This is a genomic window from Methanomethylovorans sp. PtaU1.Bin093 (genome assembly GCF_002067275.1).
Taxonomy (GTDB): domain Archaea; phylum Halobacteriota; class Methanosarcinia; order Methanosarcinales; family Methanosarcinaceae; genus Methanomethylovorans.
Genome location: NZ_MVQX01000039.1, coordinates 1 through 15,980, shown reverse-complemented (window position 1 = coordinate 15,980; position 15,980 = coordinate 1). Strand labels below are relative to the sequence as shown.

Here is a 15,980-nt window from a genome sequence, read left to right as displayed (position 1 = left end):
AATATATTACTTCCTTAATTGACTATAAAGTTAAATGCATACATTTCCTCAGGGGTTATATTTAAGCCTTTCAAAAAAATCTGCTTTATAACAAAGCAAGTTTAGTTGATTTAATGGGCAACTGTGAAATATAATAGCAAATGTTCAAAAATGAAGTTCTGCTATTATCATAACCCAATATATATCTCTCATCAGTGTCAATTGTATTGCATGACCCTTGAACCGGTCCACATAAAGGCACTATCCGAACTTGCAGACCGTATCGACAGATGCCTGAAACCGGATGGTCCGGAGGAAGATGGAACCAATGGTGTGATGGATATTCTGGAAAGGCTCAAGGAGTTGAAGCATGATGGAAAAGTGGTGCTTAAGGCCATCGGAAGGCTCAAAAGAGGTAGAGTGAGCATAGAGAAGATGGCTCTGAGCCAAGACCCTTTTCCTGTTACCTATTCATGCGACAGCGGAAGCACGACCACACGATCCTTTGATAACGGTCTTTACGTGGATTTCTGTCATTGTGCTATGGCCTCAACACCTACTGACCTGGAACTGCACAACAGGAGAACAATAGTTGCTGCTACTTATACCCCCAGTTACAGTGTACATATAGATACTACCCCTAATTGGGAAATATTAGATGAGGGAGCAAGCCGCAGCCAGATAATCCGCATCCAACCAGGTTTGCTGAATAAGCGCATTGACAGGATAGTTCATGATGTAGCCCTATACCTTTCAGAATCCGAACATATCCTGTGGTTGAAGGACGAACTTGACCCCCGGGGTTTTTTCATCATGGATGGACCGATCTATCCCAAACATCTCATGTACTGGATGGTGATTGGATCAGAGGAGGTACAGCTGCTTTATGATCCTCATACAGAGCGTATACTGCAAAACTACATAGACATCGTGGACCATCACATTGACAAAAAGCTTCCTTTTATTGGTTTCGTGAAGAATCCCGAGGATATGCAGATAATGCAGACCCTGAGGAAAGAAGGTATGAAAGACCTCCCCTGGCTAATGGATGCACAGTTCTTCAAAAACCTGCTTTCTTTTCCGCCATATCTGGAAGAAAAGAAGAGATACGATCGCTATATAACCTACACTAACTGGTTCATGCAGCCCAACCAGTTCTATGAGAGAATGCTTGGGACCACATCACCGCTGGTCAAGGAAAAGCTCAGGGCAAGATACCCACATGAATACTATTCACTGACATTCTTCGTGGTGTATGTCCCTTCAAAGAACCTGCTCTTTAAGATAGAGGCTCCATACGGGCTAACACAGGATGAAGGGATGCGGGATATCATTACAAGGAAGGTACTGTATGATATCGCATTAAGTGAGATACCAGGCACACTGAAGAAAGCAGATTCCATTGCAAAGATCCAGGTATCGGAAAGAAAACAAATAATCGACAGGTTCAGGTACTCCCGGGTGGATACCAGCTATAACGAGACCAGATGGGGTGAATACGATGAAGATAGATAAAGATATACTGGCCTACGTATCTTCAGAAAAAAGAGAGAGCAGTATCGTTGAAGGGACTGAGGGAACAACTATTGGAGAGAGGTTCAGCTTCGAAGAATATATGGTCACTACAGAAAAACATCCGTACGCAGAGGACAACACTGAAGAAGCTTTCGGGATCATAACCACTGGTATAGAACCTCTTGAGATAACAGAATCCGGAGCAACTATCACCGGATACATCAATACGGAAAGAAGAAAGGATGTGAGACTGGGAACATATGTAATAGTCCCATATGGTGAGGAAGACCTGTTCGCAAGGATATGGAAAATGCAGTACAAGCAGGAGTTTGTGGTAGATGACGCCACTGAGATCCATTCCCGCAGAATGCTCAGGTCCAACACCACAGATGAAGTGGATTACAAGTTCCTGGCTTATCTTGACCCCATCTGTATCCTCTATCCCAGAGGCAAAGGTCTGGCCCGGCGTATGAGCGACCGCATACCCCGACCTAACACCTCCATACTGCCTGTTAAAGACAAGACAAAGATCCAGACAGGGCTTAACATTCCCGGAGAAGGCATATTCCTGGGACATCTCAGCGTAGGAGGTGAGGTGGTAAAGACACATGCAGTGCCTCCTACCGTCCCCTATTACCTGCGGAATGATTATTCAATAGGTGATCCGCTTGTGTTCAGGCACATGCTGGTATGTGGCAGCACAGGAACAGGTAAAACATTCCTCACAAAGAATATATTGAGACAGTTCATGGCAGAGGAGAACCGCTACAATGTAAGGGGAACAAGTGCCAGAAAAAATCCCTGTTTGGTTGTGCTTGATCCTCAGGACGAGTATTCCCAGATGTTAGAGGATAATCCTGAACTTACGGCACATGATGAGTTCAGTTTCAGGTCCGAAAAAATTGATCTCGGAGGATGTGTCAATACCCGCACCTTTGTGGCGAAGGTGGATGGGCAGTCATATAATGGCCGCTCAAGGGCACAACAGATGGAGTTCACAATACCTTTCGAGATGGTAAGGAATAATTCCTGGCTCATGGCCCCTGTGGGCATGACCGACCTGCAGTATCAGGGAGTGGAATTGCTGCTGGACGATTTCTTCAAAAAGGCCGGGGACCATACGTATGATCGTTTTCTGGAACACATCAGTGACGATCTGACCCGGGACAACTATGTGCAGAGCGGGAAGGTCCATGAAGCTTCCTATGATGGTATCGTGCGCAGGGTGAGGGACAGATCTCTTAGCAGGGTGTTCGACCAGCCTGCAAGGCCTATTGACCAGATGTTGGAAGAGATCATAAGACCCGGACAGGTGAGCGTGTTCCCTACAGAGTACATAAGCAACAGCCGTATACGTGACCTGATAACTCTCACTTTGATGACGATAATAGTGGATAACAAGTTAAGTACTAAACTTAACACACCTGGAGAAACTGCCGTTAAGGAGACTCCTATTATCCTGGCACTGGACGAAGCTCACAGGTATCTTGCAAGCACCTCAGGCGAGCACAGCAGGAGAATAGTGTCCAAATTCGCCGAAGCCGCACGGCAGGGCAGGAAAGAAGCACTGGGATTGTGCCTCATAACCCAGGACCCTCAGGACATCGATGATACGGTGTTCAAGCAGGTCAATACGCGTATCATCCTTAACCTGACAAATGATGCTGCCATCGGAGCACTGAAGGTCAAGAAAGAATATGAGAAGCGTATCCCATATCTGAAGAAAGGACAGATGATCGTGCATAGCCCCGACAATAGTGACATGGTTGAGATCATGGGGCTGCAGAGCTGCGTGGTGAAGCATATATAAACTCCTTCACAACTGATAGTTATTCTCTTCTTTCAATAGATAGGAGATGGTATTCAAACCGAAACGTATATATTGAGCAAATACGTATGGAGGCATCACGTCAGTAAACAAGATGGGCCGGTAGCTTAGCCAGGCAGAGCGACGGACTCTTAATCCGTAGGCCAGGGGTTCAACTCCCTTCCGGCTCGCCAATCTCTTTACTGTTCTTACATAAGATTTTTGAGTCTGTTTTTGTGCCTCCTAGTGGGACACTTTAAAATACATGTATCCTGTGATTCTTATCCGAAGGTGAGCCTAATGCCAAAAGTAAGTGTGGAGATCCCCCAAGAGTTGCTGGACGACCTGAACAGGCACGTGGGGGATGACAAGAAGTTCGTTAACCAGTCAGATGCCATCAGGACAGCTATCCGCAAGATGCTGGACATGATGGACGAGATCGATAAAAGGCACGGCAGAGTAAAAGAATGAAAAAAGGTCAGATATTGTGATATTCAGAGATTCCGAAGATATGCAAGACATTCTTCGCCTTCTTGAAGGCTTGCCATTTCAGTTACAAGCCGGCCATTGTAGCCCTTAAGGCTTTCCATGATCTTTTTCCACTGCACGGTTCCCCGTCCCAGAGGCAGGTGTTCGTCTGATTTTCCGTGGTTGTCATGAATATGCATGTGCAGGATCTGGTCCTTGCACTTTTCCAGGAACTCATCCACAACTCCCACTGTATTTGCATGGCCTATGTCCAGGGTCATGCCCACATTGTCCCTGTTCACTTCCTCAAGGGTCCTGAGCATCTCGTCAGGATATTTTCCGAATATCTTGGGCATTTCGGGCATGTTCTCCACAGCTATCGTGATACCGTACTCTGCAGCAGTGTCGCATACGTTCCTGATGGACCCTATATGGGTGCTCCATGCCTTTTCAGGCATCTGTGAACCATAGGGAGATAAGTAACCAGGGTGTACCACCGCCAGTTCCACGATACCACTTCCAAGTGCAAGGCAGCGGTGCATCTGCCTTAATGCTTCATTACGTATCCCGTCATTAAGACCTGCCAGGTTCATGTCGGAAAATGGCAGATGCATTGTGATCTTCAGGTCAGTGGTATCACGGATCTCCCGGACCTCGCCCAGATTACCGTTATGAAGGGTCTGCAAACCCTCCTGGACGATCTCCCAGCCTGTATATCCCAGGTCTTCAAGCTGATAGACCCAGGCAAAGGAATTCCCCGTCTCTACTCTGGAAGAAAAGCTCAGATTCCTTACTTTCATGTACTTTCCACGTCCTCTATATCCGGTTCGAAAAGTATCTTGCCCTTTTCAGTGGGAGGAGCAAGCCATTCCATCAGCCTCTGGAGTTCAAAAGATGAACCTGCGCTTATTGTTACATGTAGCGAGCCCAGTGGTTCTTCGTCAGCCGGGAAATTAAGACGTCCCACAAAAGCCACAAATTTGCTTATCCTGAAAGATGTGGAAGGTGCATTCCTGCTCATGCCCACCTCAAACTGAGTACGTGCAGTGTCTATAATTTCTTCTTCCCTTAACAGAAGATGAAAATGACGCAGTCCCTCAAGACCAGTTGTTCCTTCAACCATTCCACATAATCCGGTATCATCGGTCTTATTGTAGATTAGGTCTGCCAGAGGAAAAATGCTTTGGACCGCTGTCCTGACCTTCTCCTCGGTTTCTGTAGGGTTAACTCTGGCTGAAACTTGAACCTCTATCATGCCTGACCCACCATATCGAGCACTTTTTTTCGGAATTCATCAAGTGTTCCCGTGTTCATAATAACAAGATCTGCAGCAGCGATTGCTTCACCCATGCCCCAGCCAAGCTCACGGTCATCCCTCACGCGCAAGGCATCGATGTCCTTCATGTCATCACTTCTTTTTCTGGCCTGCACCCTTGCGAACCTCGCGTCAAGTGGGGCCTCTATGGCAACTAAAGCAAAATCAGAACCAAAAGCCTTCTTGAAGCAATTGACCTCCGCAAGGCTGCGCACACCATCCACAACAAGAAAACCAGAATCTGCTGCTCTTATCTTGGGTATGCAGCGTTTGGCTACAGCATCTTTACCCTCTTTGTTACGCAAGTCAGTTCCTACGCCACCTACGTTAATATCTGTGGGCTCAAGTCCTCTGCGTACAACCTCTTCACGTATCACATCACCCATATTGACGACATTGATACCTGATTCTCCCAGGATCGATGCAGCTACTGATTTGCCCGAAGCCGGCATCCCTACAAAAGCTAATATCTTCTTCATACCTAACCTGCTGTTGTCTATTGACCTTTATGAAATGTGAATCACACTTCATTGATGTTATAAATAATATACATTCTGAATAAAATGTCTTTGGAAAATTACCTAGATGTAACTGTAACGGCACATTTTATATGTAGGGGTGTAACAAACTATTTGCGTGTGCGCCACAGATAAAATCCACTACTTTTAGATATTTTGAGGAAAGGCTGTGAGAAATACTGATCCGCTGTAAGAAAGTAAACATACCACAGTTTTCTTTCTTTGGCCATTCTTTTTATATCATACTACGAATAGCGGATTAAAAGACTCTTTTTTGGAGTAACCTGAAAAATGAAGATAGGAAATGTAAAGATAGATGGGTATTTGTTCCTGGCACCGATGGCAGATGTAACCAATCCAGCTTTCAGAACGCTCTGCAAAAAACACGGTGCTGCAATGACATACTCTGAGATGATCAGTGCCGATGCTGTACTTCACGGCAATATAAGAACAGCAAGCCGTGGTCTTAGTTCAGAGAAAGAGAAACCTTTTGCTATTCAGATCTTTGGAAACTCTGCAGATACCATTGGAATTGCAGCAAGCATGATAGAGGAAAAGTATTCACCTGATATAATAGACCTCAATTTTGGATGTCCTGCTAATGTGCTTGTAAAAGATGGATCTGGTTCAGCATTACTGGATTTTCCTGAAAGGATACGGGAAATAGTATCTGCTGTATATGGAAAAACAGAGGCACCTGTAACAGCTAAAATAAGAGTGCTGCATGACATGAAAAAAACACTTGATATCGCAAGAACAATAGAAGAAGCAGGCGCCAGTGCCATTACAGTGCATGGTAGGACGCAGGCTCAGCAATATGCTGGAAAAGCTGAGCATGAATATGCCCGGAACATCAAAAAAGAGCTTTCAATTCCAGTGATAGCAAATGGTGACATTGTTGACGGCCTTTCTGCAAAGCAGGTGCTTGAGCACACAGGATGTGATGCCTTGATGATAGGAAGGGCTGCAATGGGTGATCCACACGTTTTTACGAAGATAGCTCACTTCCTGCGTACCGGAGAACAACTACCTACTGATGAATGTACTCAGAGACTTGCAGATCTCAAAGAGTACCTGAGATTGCTGGAGTTGTATGGCCTTGAAGAACATGTAGATATAAGGATGCATGCCCGATGGTTCACACGGGGAATAAAAGGTGGGCGACATGTACGTCAGGGCATCTCCGGCACACGGGAAAAAAGATCGATAATTCAGCTTATGGAAAGCATGTGTGAGCAGTTATCCGATAAGGCTACAAATAATGATTTCCATGGTAACTGATACAGTTTTTTATTCGGTTCAAACCGAAAGGCTTTATAACTATCAGACGGTTCATAACCTACACAATTAACCATTGCATTTATACGCAATTGTGAATAAATGCAGGTTATAACTATCCAGTGTTCGGCCAGGATAATCAAAAACAAACAGCAAGAAACAGAGTTGTGCCGATAGTATATTGTTCTAATGTTGTGGAGAATCCAGATGAAAGAGATACGAATACACGGCCGGGGAGGCCAGGGTTCGGTCACTGCTGCCGAGCTTTTAGCCGTTGCAGCTTTTGCTGATGGGAAATTCAGCCAGGCGTTCCCAGCTTTCGGAGTGGAAAGAAGAGGAGCACCTGTACAGGCGTTCACAAGAATGGATGACACGCCTATCAGGCTCAGAAGCCAGATATACGAACCTGACTACGTTATCGTGCAGGACCCTACCCTTATAGAGGTAGTGGATGTTGCAAGTGGCCTGAAGGAAGATGGAATAATTATCATAAACAGTGAATTTGAACCCTCGACTTTCAAACTCAACACTAAGGCCAAAGTTGTGACCGTTAATGCTACAAAGATCGCACTTGAGATCATTGGCAGGCCGATAGTCAATACAGTGCTGCTGGGAGCCTTTGCAGGGGCCACAGGCAATATCAGACCTGAGTCCATCAAGGAAGCGGTGAAAGAGAGATTCCCTGGCAAAGTAGGGGAGAGAAATGCTGAAGCCATCCAACAGGCATACGACATGATGAAGGAGGCAAAGGTATGAAAATAACTATAGGGGGAGTCTGTGAACCCGGTACCTCATTGGTCAACAAGACTGGTGGCTGGAGAACTTTCAAGCCTGTGTACGACTATGACAAATGTATCAAATGCAAGCTGTGCGAACTGTTATGCCCGGACATGGCCGTGTTGCCCAGAGAGGACGGATATTTCCAGTTCGATTATGATTACTGCAAAGGATGCGGTATATGCGCCAATGAATGTCCCAAGACGGCTATAACCATGGTACTGGAGGAGAAGTGATGGCAACCAAGGGAAAACTTGAAATGGAAAAGATGGTCGTCGTAGAGGGGTCTTATGCCGTGGCACATGCTGTTAAGGTATGCAGGCCCAATGTCATATCTGCCTACCCGATCACTCCACAAACCCATATTGTAGAAGGATTATCTCAGTTCATTGCTGACGGAGAGATCCAAAACTGTGAGTATATAAATGTCGAGTCTGAGTTCTCTGCGCTTTCCGCACTTGTGGGTTCCTCAGCCGTGGGAGCGAGGTGCTACTCTGCCACAACGTCCCAGGGTCTTGAGTTGATGCATGAAGTGCTTTTCAACGTGTCCGGTATGAGACTACCCGTAGTCATGACCGTTGTGAACAGAGCTGTGAGCGCACCCATCAACATCTGGAACGATCACCAGGATGCAATATCTCAGAGAGATACCGGCTGGATACAATTGTATGCAGAGGATCTACAGGAAGCAGCTGATATGACCGCACAGGCATTCAAAATTGCAGAGGACAAGGGAGTACTTATGCCTGCCATGGTGTGTATGGATGGTTTCATCCTGTCCCATGTATACGAACCTGTGATACTGCTGGAACAGGAACTTACTGATGAATATTTACCTGCATATGAACCTCTTAACACACTTGATCCAAAGAAACCCATGAGCTTTGGTACTCTGGCTGATCCCAATTACTACACTGAGTTCAGATATCTGCAACAGAAGGCGATGGAAAATGCTCTGAAGAAGATAGAGGATGCAGCAAATGAGTTCTATGATGTGTTCGGCAGATACTATGGCGGACTCATTGATGAATACCAAACTGAGGACGCTGATATAATTCTCATGGCAATGGGTTCCATCGTGGGTACCATTAAGGATACCATTGATAACCTGAGACAGAAGGGTGTGAAGGTAGGCTTGCTGAAGGTCAGGTCTTTCAGGCCATTCCCGGCAGAGGCCATCAAGGAAGCCATCAAGGATGCAAAGGTCGTTGTAGTTCTGGATAAGAACATCTCACTGGGACTTAACGAAGGCGCTCTGTTCACAGAAACCAAATCCTGCCTGTACAATACCAAGAACCGTGTACCTGTTGTGGGTTATATGATAGGCCATGGAGGCCGTGACATACGCATGAGCACGATAGAGAAGATCATATCCGAGGCTGAGGAAGTAATGAAGACTGGTATTAAGCTCGAGAGCCAGTTCACTGATGTGAGGGAGGAAATACTATGAAACACCTTTTAGTCTCAGGACACAGGGGATGTGCAGGCTGCTGTGATGCAATGGCTACAAAGTTCACCCTTATGGGTGCTGGTGAGGATTGTATAGTGGTCAGTCCTACCGGCTGCCTTGAGGTCATGACAACTCCTTTCCCTGAAACTTCATGGAATGTACCCTGGATACACTCACTATTCGAAAATGCCGCTGCTGTTGCATCTGGTATTGAGGCTGCACTGAAGGCCATGGGAAAGAAGGGGAACACAAGGATTGTTGCCATTGGTGGTGACGGTGCAACTATGGATATAGGTCTGCAGGCTATTTCCGGAGCTTTTGAAAGAGGACACGACTTCACCTATGTCTGTATAGACAACGAAGCTTACATGAACACCGGAGTGCAGAGAAGTAGTGGAACCCCATTTAATGCTTCAACTACTACAAGTCCTGCCGGAAAGGTTTCTTTTGGGAACCAACGGCCTAAAAAGAACATGCCTGCCATCATCGCAGCACATGGTTCCCCGTATGTGGCCACCACATCCCTTGCATATGGCAAGGACATGATAGCAAAGGTGAAGAAAGCCACTGAAATACCGGGTCCCACATATATACACTGTCACTCACCCTGTACAACAGGCTGGGGATTCGACACTTCCAAGACGGTGGAAGTTGCCCGGATGGCTGTTAAGACCGGTCTGTGGCCCTTGTTCGAAATGGAAAATGGGGAGATCACAAAGGTCAGGAAGATAGGTACTCCATCACCAGTTGAGGATTATCTCAAGATGCAGAGCCGCTTCAAGCACCTGTTCAGCAAGGAAGGCGGTGCAGAAGAGATAGCCAAGATACAGGCCATTGCTGATAAGAACATTGAGCACTACGGGCTTTAAAGGCCTGTAGCTATTCTTTTTTTTTGTGTTATTTTGCTCTTGGTTTTTCTTTTCTAAAAAAGTGATAAGAACTATCAGCTACTATCTACCTGCATGAATGCTGAGGAAAATATCCCCGACAACACTCACAACTTTGAAAATATCTTCTCACTTCTGCGACAGGTGTATCCTGATGCTGCCCCTGCCCTGCATTTTAGTTCTCCTCTGGAATTACTGATAGCTACCATTCTCTCAGCCCAGTGCACGGACCGCCAGGTGAACCAGGTCACTCAATCCCTGTTCAGGAAATATCGCACTCTGGAAGATTATGCTGCTGCGGATGTATCAGCATTTGAAAAGGAAATATATTCCACGGGCTTCTATCACCAGAAAGCGAAACATATCATCGAAAGCGCTCAGATCATGCTCTGGGATTTCGGAGGTAAAGTACCTGACACCATGGAAGGCTTGCTGCAGCTTCCCGGAGTTGGCCGGAAGACTGCAAATATAGTCCTATCCAGAGCCTTTGGGAAAATAGAGGGTATTGCAGTGGACACACATGTGAAAAGATTATCAAATCGCCTCGGCTTCACCCAATCCGAAGACCCGGAAAAGATAGAGAAGGACCTTATGAGGATTACAAAAAGAGAGGATCTGGAAACCCTTTCCATGACCCTGATCCTGCACGGGCGCAATGTATGTGTGGCACGCAATCCGAAATGTGTGGAGTGTGTTGTAAAAGAGTTGTGTCCGTCGAGCAGAGTGTAATAGAAAAAAACGGCTCAGTAGAGATCATCTCTTTTCGAGGAAAATCAAATTGTCATTTTTACGAAATAAATGAGATATCTATCGTTGAGTTAGATGAGATGCACACTTACAAATAGCTCTAACAAATCCAGTGCTTCATTGTCATTCATGATAATGCCACTATTATTAATATATTAAAAATTTTTTAAAGTAACCGATAAATACTTTTAATGCATATAATACACTATCAAGTAAAACATATATGAATTGAAAGGGGGTTGGAGAAATGTTGTTCATGGATATAATGACATGGGATCCAAAAGATGACATGGAAGTGAGCAAGCGCTACATGGAATGGAAATATCCCGAAGGCTACAACGTAATTGCAGACTGGTCTGACCTATCTTCATGCAGAGCATTTGTGATATATGAACTTGAAAATGCTGAAGCCTATATGGCTGCTACATTCCCTTGGAGAGACATAATGAAGTGCGAAACCATTCCTGTAATGGAAACACAGAAGGCAGTTGAGTTTGGTTCTAAAATGATGTGCGAATGCCAATGAAGAATGTCCAGGTACTGACCAAACATAGATTATCTTTACATAGTTGTCAGGAATGTTCTTTTTTTCTTTTTATATAATATGCAGATTTAGGGTTTATGCTTGTAAGTTTGATGTTTCAAACAAATCCTTTATTGTATGGACTCTACAACTACCTTACACTCTGATCCCGAACCTATTTTCATTATAGGCAAATTATAAATATATGGTAATTGCTCTAAATCCCTTTGATGAACAATTAATGCCGCGCGCCGAGCAAGATAACATGGATGTAAGAACCGGGATTTCTGGGTATTTCAAGGAATCGTTTTTAAGTGACCTTAAAGCAGGTTTTATTACAGCTATCGTGGCACTGCCACTGGCTATTGCTTTCGCCATCGCATCCGGTGTTGAACCGGTGATGGGTCTTTATACGGCCGTGATAGCCGGAATACTTGTTTCCGCAACCGGCGGTTCCAGATATTCCATAACAGGACCTACCGGTGCTATGACCGTTATCATCCTGTCCACCCTGAACTCCTATGGAATTGAAGGGCTGCTACTTGCAGGTTTCCTTGCGGGTATATTCCAGATACTTTTCGGCCTGTTCAAACTGGGTAAGGTGGTCAAATACATACCACTGCCTGTAATATCCGGATTTACAAGTGGTATTGGTGCCATCATATTGATAGGACAGATACCAAATGCTCTTGGCATGGTGATCCCTGCTAAAGAATACGCATGGGAAACTGTTGTTGCAATTATAGAAAATATCAGTGCTGCAAACACGACTGCACTGTTGATCTGCGTAGCTACTATCGTACTCTTGCTATATCTGCCAGGGATACTTAGCAAAGTAAAGTATCTGAACAGCCTTCCAGCCTCCATTGTAGCATTGATACTTTCAGTTTTGGCAATATATTATATGAAGATAGACATCCCCCTCGTGGGCAGCATCCCTACCGGCCTCCCGAGCATACAGATGATCGATCTCAATCCTCAACTGGTGCTAACTGTCCTTCCGGCTGCACTTACCATTGCACTTCTCGGAACTATCGAAGCTTTGCTTTGTGCAGTGGTCTGTGACGGTATGACCAACACAAAGCACGACAGCAACAGAGAACTCATGGGACAGGGACTGGGAAATATCGTTCTTCCATTCTTTTCAGGAATTCCCTGTACAGCCGCCATCGCAAGGAGTGCCGTGAACATAAGGGAAGGAGCAAAGACCCAAGTGTCCGGGATAATCCATGCACTTATACTATTCACAATACTTCTTTTCTTTGGTCCAATTGCTGCATTCATTCCAAAAGCCTACCTTGCAGGAGTACTTATACTTGTCTCTGTAAGGATGATCAACATCACCGAGTTCAAAACGATCATGCACATCAGCAAAATGGACACCACTGTCCTGATCGCCACATTTGTCCTTACAGTGCTCACGGACCTGGTTTTCGCAGTGCAGATGGGCATGTTCCTTGCAATAATCCTGCTGTTCATAAGGCTCACGAATGTCATTGATATCCAGACCATGGAGAACTACGACAAATCAACGGGCATTAATGCTACTATCTTTTCCCATCCCTATCTTGAAAAGAACGTTTCTGTATACACTCTCAACGGACCTTTCTTCTTCGGGGCAATGAATGTTTTCGAGAGCAAGATCAATGAACATATTAACATCAGCAGGCCTCATATAATACTGCGTATGCGTTATGTACCGTTCATTGATACCACCGGGCTTGAAAGGCTTAGAAGTTTCATAAGTATGGCTAAAAAGAAGAATCAGAGAGTCTACCTCACCTCGATACAGCCGGAAGTGATGAGGAGAATGAAAAATGACGAAGACCTTATGGAACTGATAGAAAAACAGCATGTACACATATTTGAACACACACAGGATGCTCTGGAATACGTGAAGGAGCAGAGTGGGAATTAGAAAGTAGCTTGATCTAAAAAGTGATGATGGAATTTGACATCAAAGCTCAACCATCGTCCCATACCCAAACTTATCCGTAGGCCTTTTGAAAAAACCAAACTTCTAATAAAAGGCTTCTTTTCCTTTTGCAGACATCAGGGTTATGTACGAATGATCCTGCACGTTCTCTTGCAGATATGACATTATCTATTTCATCAATTCAGTGCCTATGCCTTTATTCTGGTAGAACAATAACATCTGCAACGAAATCTTCAACAGAGGGAAGCTTTTCTTCAAGGCAATAATCTATAGTATCCATTTCATCAACTAATATTAGTGTGATCATAAATCCCTCAGAAGTTATCATTTGCAAACAACTGCTTTGCAAACTCGATCCTCTTCTCCATATCCTGCCCTTCGAACTCTTCCACAACCCTCTCAAGCAGTTGCGGTATTGGAAGGTGTTGTGGACAGGCATTAAGGCATTGGCCGCACTGCACACATTGGGATGCTAAATTCCTTTCAGCTCCTCTTAGAATGCCTCCAAGCTTTGCAGCATACATTATCATCAACCTATCTTTTCCACCGAACATGTACAAATTGTTATACGTTTCAAAGCAGGCAGGAATGTCCACTGCCTGAGGACAGGGCATACAGTATCTACAGCCTGTACAATTTATTGTCATCAGTTCTCTGTACTTATCTGCAACCCTGTCAATAAGTTTGAGCTCTTTAGCTGTCAGGGAATCAGCAAGGCCTTCTTCTGCAGACTTAAGGTTCTCTTCAACGTGATAAGGCTCGGTCATACCTGAAAGCACTACAGTGACATCAGGATGGTTCCAGACCCAGCGCAATGCCCACTCTGCAGGACTGCGCATGATATCAGCTTCTTTCCAGATGTCCATTATCTCACAGGGAACAGGAGCTGTCAGATTGCCACCCCTTAATGGCTCCATTATCACAACTCCAAGATCGTGGGAAGCAGCGTATTCAAGCCCCTTTCTTCCTGCCTGTATATCCTCATCCAGGAAATTATACTGGATCTGACAGAAGTCCCAGTCATAGCCATCTACAACATCCTTAAAATCCTCGCCATTACCATGGTAGGAAAAACCTGCGTTGATGATACGCCCATCGGCCTTTGCCCTGTCAAGGAAGTCATTAACACCTAAGTCCCGAATAGTCTTCCAGCTGCTGCCTACCAGACTGTGTAAGAGGTAATAGTCAATGTGGTCTGTGTTCAGTCTCTCAAGCTGCTTGTTAAGGAAACTATCCATATCATCAAGGTTTTTTACCATCCATTGAGGCATTTTCGTTGCAAGCTTTACTTTTTCCCTGTATCCCTCTGCAAGCACACGTCCGAGGAATGGCTCACTTTCTCCCATGTGGTAAGGCCATGCGGTATCTATATAATTGACCCCGTTATCTATTGCATAGTGGATCATCTGAGTGGCCTTTTCCTCATCTATGCTTCCGTCCTGTTTGGTCGGAAGACGCATGGCACCAAAACCAATTATTGAAAGCTTATCTCCATTCTTTGGCATTTTCCTGTATAACATGGTACTCCTCTTTCTGCTTCCAAATTAACAACAAAATTATGTAAAGATCATTTTTAGATATTCCTTTCCACATCAACCGAAATGATATTTCTCCCAGGATATCCAGCTGATCCCCTCAAATGATCCCGTTGAGGACAAAACAAATCTTACAACAGTCTTTTCCTGATCGCACAATATGGATATGAGTTATTCTTGTGGTACTTCGTGCACCAAGAAGTTTGTGTTCATGCCTTAAGCCTTTGCTTTTTATATAATTTTACCTATATAAGCTGCTTTATTTTGCTGACGACATAACTTTTTAGATTTATATAAATCAGTAATGTTGTTAGATGTACATTTTGCTATGTTCATAGCGGTTATATCGATGACCAGATAGTTTTGAATTAAAGGTGAACAACCATGAGTATGAAAAACGTAATTAGCTGGTCTCTTGTTCTATTGTTAACCATAATTCCTCTTGCAGGATGCAATGTAAACGGTTCTATTATGTCTGTTGACACAAATGAAACTGAACACTACTATGATTTTAATGCAACGAAAGACGAAAATCAAATTGAAATAATTGAGTTTAATATAAATGATACAGAAGATTATAACTGGAATATTACAAGTGCTGAAATTCAAATGGATCAGACTTTTGATTCTGCGGCAAGTTCGGTTTCCTTAAAAACACCGGTTGTCTACGTTGATACAGATGGAACCGGAAATTACAACTGTGACGGAACAAATGATCACATTGAAATAAACAAGGCTTTGGCATATATTGATGGACGTGGGGGCGGTACTGTCTACCTAAGGGGCCCAAATACATACTGGATCGATAGTACCCTGAATATAGGTGCAAATACGGTCCTGACAGGTGACCCAACAGCAGAGATCAAATTGGTGGCAAAAGCCGGTTGGGCATCACAGGTTCCATTAATAAGGGGTGAAACCGGAGCCGATAATATTGTGATCACGGGTTTTACTATCGACGGGAACAGCGAAGCACAATCCGGGATAATCAAGGGTCAAGGATATTATAATCTGATATTGTTCCAGAACTCAAATAACGTCGAGGTATCCCACATGCGTCTGGAATGGGGGACAGGCGATGGAATGAAAGTATACAGTGGTAACGATATTAAATTCCTTTACAATGATGTGTACAAGCTCGGTCATGATGCATGCTATATTCTGTATTCGAACAACGGGGAAGTTGCATACAATACCGTTATGACACGGACGAACAGCGCATGCAGGATCACGTGGGGATCACAT

At 44.5% G+C, this 15,980-nt stretch carries 15 protein-coding genes, 1 tRNA gene and 1 pseudogene; 13 read left to right on the top strand and 4 right to left on the bottom strand.

Features of this window, described 5'->3' with window-relative positions; translation table 11 throughout:
* Positions 1-210 precede the first annotated feature (210 nt).
* From A4E24_RS04235 to A4E24_RS04220, 4 genes are all read left to right on the top strand, one after another.
* Positions 211-1,494 carry a DNA double-strand break repair nuclease NurA gene (locus A4E24_RS04235; protein ID WP_292351973.1) on the top strand — a complete coding sequence of 428 codons (1,284 nt, stop codon included), beginning with the start codon at positions 211-213 and terminating at the stop codon, positions 1,492-1,494.
* The gene (locus A4E24_RS04230) at positions 1,481-3,304 is read left to right on the top strand and encodes an ATP-binding protein (RefSeq protein WP_292351971.1); all 1,824 of its coding nucleotides are present in this window, start codon (positions 1,481-1,483) and stop codon (positions 3,302-3,304) included. The genes A4E24_RS04235 and A4E24_RS04230 overlap by 14 nt, the downstream gene beginning before the upstream one ends.
* Before the next feature lie 114 nt (positions 3,305-3,418).
* Positions 3,419-3,495: transfer RNA gene (locus tag A4E24_RS04225), tRNA-Lys, on the top strand.
* A 106-nt stretch (positions 3,496-3,601) separates the two neighbouring features.
* The gene (locus A4E24_RS04220; RefSeq protein ID WP_292351969.1) at positions 3,602-3,772 is read left to right on the top strand and encodes a CopG family transcriptional regulator; all 171 of its coding nucleotides are present in this window, start codon (positions 3,602-3,604) and stop codon (positions 3,770-3,772) included.
* Between the two features lie 23 nt (positions 3,773-3,795).
* On the opposite strand, the gene A4E24_RS04215 is transcribed toward A4E24_RS04220, so the two are convergent.
* From A4E24_RS04215 to A4E24_RS04205, 3 genes are read right to left on the bottom strand one after another with little or no spacing between them, the layout of a single operon-like run.
* Positions 3,796-4,569 carry a sugar phosphate isomerase/epimerase gene (locus A4E24_RS04215; RefSeq protein WP_292351968.1) on the bottom strand — a complete coding sequence of 258 codons (774 nt, stop codon included), beginning with the start codon at positions 4,567-4,569 and terminating at the stop codon, positions 3,796-3,798.
* Entirely contained in the window at positions 4,566-5,024 is a 459-nt protein-coding gene (locus tag A4E24_RS04210) for an RNA-binding domain-containing protein (protein ID WP_292351966.1), read from the bottom strand. The genes A4E24_RS04215 and A4E24_RS04210 overlap by 4 nt, the downstream gene beginning before the upstream one ends.
* Positions 5,021-5,563: a dephospho-CoA kinase gene (locus A4E24_RS04205; RefSeq protein WP_292351964.1), complete on the bottom strand. Its 543-nt coding sequence runs from the start codon at positions 5,561-5,563 to the stop codon at positions 5,021-5,023. Before A4E24_RS04205 ends, A4E24_RS04210 begins: the two co-directional genes overlap by 4 nt.
* Before the next feature lie 330 nt (positions 5,564-5,893).
* Between A4E24_RS04205 and dusB the strand changes: the two genes are divergently transcribed.
* The 8 genes from dusB to A4E24_RS04165 all read left to right on the top strand — a co-directional run bounded on the left by dusB (position 5,894) and on the right by A4E24_RS04165 (position 13,182).
* Positions 5,894-6,883: a tRNA dihydrouridine synthase DusB gene (gene dusB, locus A4E24_RS04200; protein ID WP_292351962.1), complete on the top strand. Its 990-nt coding sequence runs from the start codon at positions 5,894-5,896 to the stop codon at positions 6,881-6,883.
* Positions 6,884-7,087: 204 nt separating this feature from the next.
* Positions 7,088-7,636, top strand: a complete 549-nt coding sequence (locus A4E24_RS04195) for a pyruvate ferredoxin oxidoreductase subunit gamma (protein ID WP_292351960.1) — start codon at positions 7,088-7,090, stop codon at positions 7,634-7,636.
* Positions 7,633-7,893 (top strand): pyruvate synthase subunit PorD, encoded by a 261-nt coding sequence (porD, locus tag A4E24_RS04190; protein ID WP_292351958.1) that lies wholly within the window; start codon positions 7,633-7,635, stop codon positions 7,891-7,893. Before A4E24_RS04195 ends, porD begins: the two co-directional genes overlap by 4 nt.
* Positions 7,893-9,107, top strand: coding sequence for a pyruvate synthase subunit PorA (porA, locus tag A4E24_RS04185; protein ID WP_292351956.1), 1,215 nt, complete (start codon positions 7,893-7,895; stop codon positions 9,105-9,107). The genes porD and porA overlap by 1 nt, the downstream gene beginning before the upstream one ends.
* Positions 9,104-9,976: a pyruvate synthase subunit PorB gene (porB, locus tag A4E24_RS04180; protein WP_292351955.1), complete on the top strand. Its 873-nt coding sequence runs from the start codon at positions 9,104-9,106 to the stop codon at positions 9,974-9,976. Before porA ends, porB begins: the two co-directional genes overlap by 4 nt.
* A gap of 93 nt (positions 9,977-10,069) precedes the next feature.
* The gene (gene nth / locus A4E24_RS04175) at positions 10,070-10,723 is read left to right on the top strand and encodes an endonuclease III (protein ID WP_292351953.1); all 654 of its coding nucleotides are present in this window, start codon (positions 10,070-10,072) and stop codon (positions 10,721-10,723) included.
* 265 nt (positions 10,724-10,988) lie between these two features.
* On the top strand, positions 10,989-11,267 hold the full coding sequence (locus A4E24_RS04170) for a DUF3303 domain-containing protein (protein ID WP_292351951.1): 279 nt from the start codon (positions 10,989-10,991) through the stop codon (positions 11,265-11,267).
* Positions 11,268-11,469: 202 nt separating this feature from the next.
* Entirely contained in the window at positions 11,470-13,182 is a 1,713-nt protein-coding gene (locus tag A4E24_RS04165; RefSeq protein ID WP_292351949.1) for a SulP family inorganic anion transporter, read from the top strand.
* A 332-nt stretch (positions 13,183-13,514) separates the two neighbouring features.
* Here A4E24_RS04165 and A4E24_RS04160 read toward each other — a convergent pair whose 3' ends face one another.
* Complete coding sequence (locus A4E24_RS04160) at positions 13,515-14,720, bottom strand: aldo/keto reductase (protein WP_292351947.1); 1,206 nt, start codon at positions 14,718-14,720, stop codon at positions 13,515-13,517.
* Between the two features lie 399 nt (positions 14,721-15,119).
* On the opposite strand from A4E24_RS04160, the pseudogene A4E24_RS04155 reads away from it, so the two are divergent.
* A pseudogene (locus A4E24_RS04155) lies at positions 15,120-15,980 on the top strand (PKD domain protein); the annotation flags it as partial.